The sequence below is a fragment of the Pararhizobium sp. genome (assembly GCF_035497515.1).
In the GTDB taxonomy this organism is placed as follows: Bacteria; Pseudomonadota; Alphaproteobacteria; order Rhizobiales; family Rhizobiaceae; genus Pararhizobium.
In genome coordinates this window covers 22,774-32,259 of the sequence record NZ_DATJDJ010000236.1, presented here as the reverse complement: position 1 = coordinate 32,259, position 9,486 = coordinate 22,774, and the positions used below count along the sequence as shown (strand labels likewise).

Annotated in this window: 8 protein-coding genes; 2 read left to right on the top strand and 6 right to left on the bottom strand. The window is 62.0% G+C overall.

Annotated features, from left to right (window positions below; genetic code table 11):
* Window positions 1–338: 338 nt before the first annotated feature.
* From VL202_RS24945 to uxaC, 6 genes are all read right to left on the bottom strand, one after another.
* Window positions 339–1,805 (bottom strand): mannitol dehydrogenase family protein, encoded by a 1,467-nt coding sequence (locus VL202_RS24945; protein ID WP_325466749.1) that lies wholly within the window; start codon window positions 1,803–1,805, stop codon window positions 339–341.
* Window positions 1,802–2,644 (bottom strand): ABC transporter permease, encoded by an 843-nt coding sequence (locus VL202_RS24940; RefSeq protein WP_325466748.1) that lies wholly within the window; start codon window positions 2,642–2,644, stop codon window positions 1,802–1,804. The genes VL202_RS24945 and VL202_RS24940 overlap by 4 nt, the downstream gene beginning before the upstream one ends.
* Before the next feature lie 52 nt (window positions 2,645–2,696).
* Complete coding sequence (locus VL202_RS24935) at window positions 2,697–3,575, bottom strand: ABC transporter permease (protein WP_325466747.1); 879 nt, start codon at window positions 3,573–3,575, stop codon at window positions 2,697–2,699.
* Complete coding sequence (locus tag VL202_RS24930) at window positions 3,572–4,642, bottom strand: ABC transporter ATP-binding protein (protein WP_325466746.1); 1,071 nt, start codon at window positions 4,640–4,642, stop codon at window positions 3,572–3,574. Before VL202_RS24930 ends, VL202_RS24935 begins: the two co-directional genes overlap by 4 nt.
* A gap of 95 nt (window positions 4,643–4,737) precedes the next feature.
* Window positions 4,738–5,913: an ABC transporter substrate-binding protein gene (locus VL202_RS24925; RefSeq protein ID WP_325466745.1), complete on the bottom strand. Its 1,176-nt coding sequence runs from the start codon at window positions 5,911–5,913 to the stop codon at window positions 4,738–4,740.
* 59 nt (window positions 5,914–5,972) lie between these two features.
* Window positions 5,973–7,373, bottom strand: a complete 1,401-nt coding sequence (uxaC, locus tag VL202_RS24920; protein WP_325466744.1) for a glucuronate isomerase — start codon at window positions 7,371–7,373, stop codon at window positions 5,973–5,975.
* Window positions 7,374–7,464: 91 nt separating this feature from the next.
* Here uxaC and VL202_RS24915 point away from each other — a divergent pair, with 91 nt between their 5' ends.
* Window positions 7,465–8,187, top strand: coding sequence for a GntR family transcriptional regulator (locus VL202_RS24915; protein WP_325466743.1), 723 nt, complete (start codon window positions 7,465–7,467; stop codon window positions 8,185–8,187).
* Between the two features lie 35 nt (window positions 8,188–8,222).
* Window positions 8,223–9,410 (top strand): mannonate dehydratase, encoded by a 1,188-nt coding sequence (gene uxuA / locus VL202_RS24910; protein WP_325466742.1) that lies wholly within the window; start codon window positions 8,223–8,225, stop codon window positions 9,408–9,410.
* Window positions 9,411–9,486 lie beyond the last annotated feature (76 nt).

Here is a 9,486-nt window from a genome sequence, read left to right as displayed (position 1 = left end):
GCGACGCATATGTATTGATGAAGCCGGAACTGTAGCAACGAAGTTCTAAATACGCGTAAACCGCATTGGTTAACGGCGGGAAAATTCAATAAAAATCATTATGTTAGTTTTTATGCGCATAAAGTCATACAATTAAATTCGTGGTGTAACATAAAAATTACACTGACGTATTTCGAGATGAATGTGAATTACGTGGAAACTGCAGAATAAAAATCAGAATCAACAAAGATGTAAAACTTGAAATTGACCACTACATTAAAATTTCATTGCCACATATCGGGACAATATTGAAATATGGCGCACCATCGGAACCAGCCAATCATCGAATACTTTAACTATCATAACACCCAAAAACGCAGAACATCACGCGAACCACCAGAAAGAACACGCGCCAGAGTCGCAGAAAGTGTCGTGCGGAAAGACCTGTCAGCACTCAGATCGTCGCCAAAAATCTCCGTCAGACCGAGCAAGGCAGCGACGATTTGATCGGCATCATCGAGCGGCCGCGCCAATCCGGCAATGCGTTCCGCCAAGGGATCGCGCACGTCGATATCATCGCCCGCCTCGTCGATGCCGCGGGCATAGCGCATCCAGGCGGCAACGCCGAGCGCCAGGCGATCATAGGGTTCACCGGCCTCGATGCGGTCACGGATGGTTCCCAACAGCCGCTGCGGCAGTTTCTGTGAGCCATCCATGGCAATCTGCCAGGTCCGGTGACGCAGAGCAGGGTTCTTGAAGCGTGCGATCAGCGCCTTGCGATAGGCGTCCAGATCGAACCCGGCAAGCGGCGGCAGCGTCGGCGACACCTCCTCGCGCATCAGTCCCTCGATCAGGTTCTCCATACCCGGCAGGGCCATCGCTTCGGCCACCGTTTCGGCGCCCGCAAGATAACCAAGATAGGCGAGCGTCGAATGGCTGCCGTTGAGAAGTCGAAGTTTCATCGTCTCGAAGGCGGACACGTCCTCGACGAAGACCACGCCGGCCTCTTCCCAGCGCGGCCGCCCCATTGGAAATTCATCTTCCACCACCCATTGCCGGAAGGGCTCCGTCACCACCGGCCAGGCATCCTCCGTCCCGAGTGCCGCGGCAATCACTGACCGGTCGGCATCCGTCGTCGCCGGCACGATCCGGTCGACCATGGTCGAGGGCGACGCCACGGTGGAAACGAAGGTCCCGAATTCAGGATCACGCAGTTCCGCAAAGCGCGTGACCACGCGCTTGAGCACATGCCCATTCGACGGAAGATTGTCGCAGGACAACAGCGTGAAAGCCGGAATACCGGCAGTTCGCCGCCGGGCCAGCGCTTCGACGATGAAGCCGACGGCGGATTTCGGTTTCGACGGGTTTTGCAGATCGTGCAGAATGTCCGGATGACTTTCGTCAAGCGCGCCATTGGCCGGATTGTGGCAATAGCCCTTCTCGGTCACCGTCAACGAGACGATCCGGGTCGATGGATCGGCCATGCGCGACAGGACGGTTTCCGGATTTTCCGGCGCGACCAATGTTTCGACGATACTGCCGATGACGCGCAGGGCAGCGCCCTGCCCGTCCTGAACTTTGAGCGTGTAGAGTTCTTCCTGCGGCGCCAACGCATCGCGCGTCTCGGCACTGCGCAGCGACACGCCGCAGATCCCCCAGGACGGATCACCCGCAAGTACCTCGTCGGTGAACACCGCCTGATGCGCGCGATGGAAAGCCCCGATGCCGAGATGGACGATGCCGACCGTGAGCCCGGCGAGATCGTACGCTGGCTTGCCGACACTGGCGGGCAGTTGCGAAAGTGTCTTTCGGGATAGTCTGCTCATGTGGCGGGCTGCTGTTTGGCGCGTGCGACGATCTGCGACGGGTTGACGAACTGGAGCGCGAGGATCAGCCAGAAGAGCGTCGTCACCATGTAGATCACCGCCATGGCGTCGATCGACTGCCCCGCGCGCACGCCGGAGGCAAAGACCGCGTAGTAGAGCGAGACCACCAGCGTCTGGCTGGTCGGCCCGGCGACAAGGAAGGTCAGTTCGAACATGGCGATGGTGCGCACCAGCACGAGCAGCAGTGCCGCCAGCATGCCCGGCAGCAGCAACGGCAGCAGGATGCGCAGGAACAGGCTGCCGGTGCCGGCACCGAACACCCGTGCCGCAGCCTCGATGCGCGGATCGATCTGCTCGATGAACGGGATCATCACCAGCACCACGAAAGGCAGCGACGGCACGAGATTGATCAGCACGACGCCCCAGAAGGAACCGCCAAGGCCCAGTTGATAGAGCACCGTCGCCAGCGGAATGCCGTAGGTCAGCGGCGGGATCAGCAGCGGCAGGAGGAACAGCAGAACGACGATGCGCTTGCCGGGGAAATCGCGCCGCGCCAGCGCATAGGCGGTGGTGACGCCGAGCAGGCCGGAAATGATCACCACCATGAAGACGACCTGGAAGGTGACGAGAACCACGCTTGAAAGCTGGAATTCCTTCCAGGCGCTGAAATACCATTTCGTCGTCAACCCGACCGGCAACCAGGTGCCGAGCCAACGGGTGGCGAACGAATTGACGATCACGGCAGCGATGACCGCGATCAGATTCAGCACGAACAGGCCGGCCACGGCCCAAACGGCAAAGCGCCAGATTTTCGAGGTAAGGCCTTGATCCCGGATCACAGCGCGGTCTCCCCTGTGGAGGTAAAATGGAGGGTGCGGAGGGTCATCGTCGTCATCCCTTCGTACCGCCGGTCGGGCCGCGATAAAACAGCGAGCGCCCGCCCAGCACGACCAGGACGATGATCAGTTCGACAGCTCCCATGATCATCGCGATCGCCGAACCCAGCGAATGATCATATTGCTCGAAGGCCGCCTGATAGGCCGCGATCGAGATGACCCGCGTCGGCCCGGCGGGCGCGCCGAGCAGAACAGCCGAAGGGAACACCGCAAAGGCCTGGACGAAGGCAAGGCAGAAGGTGACGGCAAGCCCCGGAACCAGCAAAGGCAAAAAGACTTTCGTGAACCGCTGGCGCGCATTGGCGCCGAGCGTCGCCGCCGCCTGTTCGATGGCCGGATCGATGCCCGTCACGTAGGACAGGGTCAGCAGGAAGGCGAAGGGAAAGCCGGTAATGACCAGGGAGGCGAACACGCCCCAGTAATTGTTGGTCAGCTTCACCGGGCCGTCGAGCAGGCCGACCAGGATCAGCGTGCGGTTGAACCAGCCCTGTGGTCCAAGAAATGTCAGAAGTCCGTCGGCGACGAAGACGGTGCCGAGCGTGATCGGCAGGACGAGAATGGTGGTCAGCAGGCGCTGGCGCGTCATCAGTCGGACGCGAAAGGCGATCGGCACCGCGAAGGCCAGATTGACGATCGTCACCGGCAAGGCCAGCCAGAGCGTCGCGGCAATGGTGCGATACTGGAAGGGATCGCTGAAGAAGGCGGCATAGTTGGCGTACCACGCGCCCTCCTTCGGCATGAGGGAGTCCGCGAGGCCGTAGAAGAACGGATAGATGAACAGCCCGAGCATGACGGCGAGACCCGGCAGGACCAGCAGCGTCGTTCCATCGAAACCGCGCGCGGCAAGCCGGGTGCGAAGCGATGCCGTGCTCATGCGCCCGCCCCCTTGAAGAGCAATGCCCGGCCGGCAACCGGCTGCAGCGTTGCCGATGCGCCGCGCGGCATGGCCTGTTCGGCGCGGAAATAAAGGTCTGAGCCGTCGCTCGACTTTGCCATGCCGAAAAAGGCACGACCGCGATATTCCATGTTGCTCACCGTCGCAGGGATGCCGTTCGCGCCTTCGACGGCAACGAGGTCTTCCGGCCGCACCGAAAGCACCGCCGCGTCTCCGGCCCGCAATGGCTCGCGCATCGTGCCCGTCAGCCGCGCACCTGCAACTTCGATCTCGGCTTCGTCTCCCGACACGCCGACGACCCGACCGGGAATGCGCGTGCGGAAACCCATGAAATCGGCGACCTCGATATGGACAGGCCGCTGGTAGAGGTCCTGCGGCGAACCGATCTGCATGATGCGGCCCTGGCTCATCACGACGATCCGGTCGGCAAGCGACAGCGCCTCGTCCTGGTCGTGGGTGACGTAGATGGTGGTCGAGCCGATCTGGTCGTGAATGCCGCGAATTTCCGCGCGCATCTCAAGCCGCAGCTTGGCATCGAGATTGGACAGTGGTTCGTCCATCAGGACAATCGGCGGACGGATGACGACGGCGCGGGCGATCGCCACCCGCTGCTGCTGGCCGCCTGAGAGTTGCCCCGGCAGCTTGTCGATCTGGCTTTCCAGCCGCACCAGTGCCAAGGCCTGCTCGATGCGCCTGTCCGCCTCGCTGCCGCGAATGCCCTGCATGGCCAGCCCGAAGCCGACATTGCGACGCACACTCATATGCGGAAACAGGGCATAGCTTTGGAACACCATGCCGAAACCGCGCTTTTCCGGTTCCAGTTGGTCGATGCGATTGCCGCCCAGCCGGATTTCGCCGCCGGACAAGGCCAAAAGCCCGGCCACGCAGTTCAGCGCCGTCGATTTGCCACAGCCGGATGGGCCGAGAAGAGCAATGAATTCTCCCGGCTCGATTGACAGGTCGATGCCATCGAGCGCGGTATAGCTGCCGAACGAACGGCGCAGGCCGTCCAGTTCAAGACGGGAGGTCTGTTTCGGCGAAAGCACTGTCGCTCCGTTTTGAACCGGCAAATTCAAGGTCGTCTCCTCTACAATAATAGATCCGGAGCGGCGGACATGCCGCCACTCCGGTTTCAGTCAACTCAGCTCTTGGACGCGCCGATCTGCTCGTCCCAGATCCGGAACGCATCGACGATCTTGGCGGGATCGAGCGGCACTTCCAGCGGGTTGTTGGCGATCCAGTCGGCATATTCCGGCCGGCCGAACTCCTTGATGGCGTCCTGGCTTTCCTGCGGCGCCATCTCGATCGTCACGTCCTTGACCGCCGGACCCGGATAGAAATAACCCTGGTCATAGGCGATCGCCTGCTGCTGCGGCTGGAGGACGAAGTTGATGATGTCGAGCAGGACGGCAATCTTCTCGTCCGATACCCCCTTGGGGATGACGGCGTAATGCGCATCCGTCACCCAATGGAAGCCGTCGAGCTTGCCGACCTTGGCCTCCGCCGGAACGATTCCAAGCGCGCGCGGGTTGATGTCCCAACCAGTCGTCGAGACGACGATGTCGCGGGTGCCCTCGCCCAGTTCCTTCATCGTCTGCGTCGTGCCGGTGCCGTAATATTCGATGTTTTCGCCGAGAGCCTTCAGGTATTCCCAGGTCTTCGTCCACCCGTTGACCGGATCAAGCGGGTCGCTGTCACCGAGAAGGTAGGGAAGGCCCATCAGGAACGTGCGGCCTGGGCCGGAATTGGCCGGACGGGCATACATGAACTTGTTCGGGTTGGCCTTCGTCCATTCCAGCAGTTCGGCAGCCGTTTTCGGCGGCGTTGGGACGCGGTCCGGCATGTATTCGATCAGTGGGCCGGACGGATAGTAGGTCACGACGATACCCTTGTCCTCGGCCAGCGCCTGCATCTTGAAGGCCTGCGGCAACAGGATCTCTTCGAGATTGGGAAGGTCGCCCTTGTGTGCGGCGAGATCCACCCACAAATCCTGGCTCAGGCCAGCGGCAAGCGCATCGGTGCCGGTCAGCACGAGATCGATATCGACCTTGCCGGCGGCCTGTTGCGCCTTGATCTTGGAGGGGAGTTCCGGTGCCGGTGCCTTGGTGAAGGCAAAGCTCGACACCCATTCCGGCTTGGCCGCCGCATAGGCCTCGAACATGCCCTGCGTCAGGGCCAGATTGCCCGCGACGTCGACCACGGTGATGGTCACGGGGCTTGCGGGCGCCTTGAGCTGGGCAAAAAGACGGCCGGGCAAAAGACCGAGGCCGGATATGCCGGCAACCCCGGCAACGAAAGTCCTGCGTGTCACGTTCATGTCGTTTCCTCCCTGTTGAGCAGCGGGCGCCTCCTGAGCCACCCGACTGCGTGGTTTCTTCACAATCGATAAGCCTTCTTGGCGAGCCCGTAGGCGAGTTCCCCGGCAAGCCCGAATGCCTCTTCCTCTTCGAGGCGATGGTCCGCGACGAGGCGCGCGAGATAGGCGCAATCGACCCGGCGAGCCATGTCATGGCGGGCGGGGATGGACAGATAGGCGCGGGTATCGTCGTTGAAGCCGACGGTGTTGTAGAAACCGGCGGTCTCCGTCGTCGTCTCGCGGAAGCGCCGCATGCCCTCAGGGCTATCGAAGAACCACCATGCCGGGCCGAGTTTCAGGGCCGGGTAGTGGCCGGCAAGCGGCGCCAATTCGCGAGAATAGGCTGTTTCGTCCAGCGTGAACAGGATCACCGTCAGCCGGGAATCGTTGCCGACCGCATCGAGCAATGGCTTCAGCGCATGCACGTAATCGGTCGCCTTGGGGATATCGGCACCCTTGTCCGGCCCGAAATCGGCAAACAGCGCCGGGTTGTGGTTGCGATAGGAGCCCGGATGGATCTGCATCACCAGCCCGTCGTCCTGGCTCATGCGCGCCATCTCGGTCAGCATCTGGCCCCGGAAGGCTTCTGCCTGCGCGGCGTCCGCCCGGCCTGAAAGTACGATGTCGAACAGCTTGGCGGCATCGGCTTGCGTCAGGTTCTCCGTTCGCGCCGTCGCATGACCGTGATCGGTCGCGGTCGCGCCATGCGCCTTGAAGAAAGCCCGGCGCGCGCGATGAGCGTTGAGATAACCTTTCCAGGTCGCGGGCTCGCCGGTCATGGCGAACAGGCGCTGAAGATTTCCGGCAAATCCAAGGACGTTGGGATCAACCACCGCGTCGGGACGATAGGTCGGCACCACGCGGCCATGCCAGCCGGATTTTCGAACAGCGTCGTGATGGCTCAGATCATCGAGCGCGCCATCCGTCGTTGCAATGACCTCGATGCCGAAACGGTCGAACAGTGCCCGCGGCCGCATCTGCTGCGTGGGAATGACCGCCTCGATCCGGTCGAACAGCATGTCCGCCGTATCGATGGACAGCCGCTCGGTTATTCCGAACACCGTCTCCAGCGAATGCTCGAACCACAGCCGCGTCGGCGTGCCGGCAAACAGGTGGAAATGCGCAGCAAACAACCGCCAGATCTTGCGCGGATCGGTCTCGACGGACTCGCCATCACGCCTGGCGACACCGAGATCCTGCAGCCTCACACCCTGCGAATAGAGCATTCGCGTCGCATAGTGATCCGGCGTGATGAACAGCGCCGCCGGGTCCGGAAACGCTTTGTCCTCGGCATACCACGACGGATCCGTGTGGCCGTGCGGCGAGATGATCGGCAGCTTCTCGACACTGGCATAAAGCCGCCTCGCGATCGACCGCGTGCCGGGATCAGCAGGAAAGAGCCTGTCTGGATGCAATGCCATTCCTTGTCCGTCCTCCCGCTTCATCTCTTGGCAACGTGGCTCAACTGATATACTAGTATTCGCAACAGTGTCAACGCTTCGAGAATCTCAAATGCCACCATCATCGCGTCGCGACGTCGTCGTCCCCCTCGTCGTGGAACCGGCGGCCGCCAAACTGAGACGCGTGACGGCGGGGTCGGCGATCTACGACCGCCTGCATGCGGCCATCGTCTCGTTGCAGATGCCGCCGGGCATGCCGCTGCAGGAAAAGCGCATTGCCGAGGAGTTCGGCGTCAGCCGCACACCGGTGCGCGAAGCGCTCTTGCGCCTCTCCGAGGCAGGGCTTGTCGATATCTTCCCGCAATCTGGAACCTTCGTGTCTCTGGTTCCCGTCGGCGCGATTCCCGAGGCGGTGGTGATTCGCAAATCGCTGGAGGGAACGACGGTGGAGACCGCGACGGTCACTGCGACGCCGGTGGACATTGCCCGACTGGATGCGATCATCGCCCGCCAGCGTCTGCACGCGGCGCACAACGAAACCTCGCTTTTCCATGAGCAGGACGAAGCGTTCCACGAGGCGATTGCCGTCATTGCGGGCTATCCCGGCATCTGGAATATTCTCAAGACGGTGAAAATCCAGATCGACCGGGCGCGCCGACTGACGTTGCCAGGGCTTGGGCGCATGGACAGCGTGATCGAGGAACATGTGACGATCCGCGATGCCATAGCCGCCCATGACGTGGCGCGCGCCCATGCGGCGATGATGCACCACCTGAATGCGGTCATTCCGGACGTTGCCGAACTCCGGCTGCTTCATCCCGATTACTTCAGCTGAATTTTCAACAGATCACCACGGAAGGAACACCAGGCATGCGGCAGGGATGGAGATGGTTCGGGCCAGACGCACCGGTCACACTGGACGACGTGCGCCAGGCGGGGGCGACCAATATCGTTTCGGCGCTGCATCAGGTGCCGATCGGCCGCGCATGGACCGAAAGCGAGGTGCGCGAGCGCAAGGCCCTGATCGAAACCACGCCCGCGGACCGCTCGCCGCTTGTCTGGTCGGTCGTCGAAAGCATTCCCATTCCCGATGCGGTGAAGCGCACCGGTGGAAAGGCCAAGGCTGAGATCGAAGCCTGGATCGCCAGCCTTGAGGCAGTGGCCGCCTGTGGCATCGACATCATCTGCTACAATTTCATGCCGGTCGTCGACTGGACCCGCACGGAACTGGATTTCATCACGCCGACGGGCGCCACGGCGATGCGCTTCGATCATGAGCGCTTCGCGGCCTTCGATCTTTTTCAGCTTGAGCGCAAGGGTGCCGAGAACGACTATTCGGAAGAAGACCGCGTGCGAGCCAAAGCCGTCTTCGAGGCGATGCCGGAGGAAGAGATGGCCGAGATCACCCGGATCATAACCTCGGCCCTGCCCGGTTCCACTACCGAACCGATGACGGTTCCCGGATTTCGCGAAAAACTCGCCGCCTATGAAGGCATCGACGCGAATCGGTTCCGCCAGCATCTGATCGAGTTCCTGCAGGCCGTCACGCCTGCGGCCGAGGCGCGGGGCGTCAAACTGACACTGCATCCCGACGACCCGCCACGCCCGCTCTTCGGCCTGCCACGGATCGCCTCGACCGCACAGGATTATGCCGCGCTGTTCGATGCGGTGCCGTCGCCTGCCAATGGGATGTGCTTTTGTACCGGCAGCCTCGGCGTGCGCGCCGACAACGACCTTCCGCAGATCGCCCGGCGATTTGCCGAACGCATCCATTTCGCCCATCTGCGCGCCACCACGCGCGAGGGCGACGGCCGCAGCTTCCACGAAAGCGCCCATCTGGAGGGCGATGTCGACATGGTCTCGGTGTTGAAGGAACTCGTCGCCGAGGACCGGCGGCGGTCGGCTGAAAACACGATCGTCTTCCGCTCGGACCATGGCCACCGCATGCTCGACGATCTCGAAAAGACCGTCACGCCCGGTTATCCGTCGATCGGTCGCCTGCGGGGACTCGCCGAACTGCGCGGCATCCTGCATGCCCTCGGCGCCCCTCCAACCTGAGATAAGCGGCATTTCGCAAAGGGTAAAACGGCCGGGGCGACCAGGCAATTTTCCACGCTGAAAACGCAGAACCATG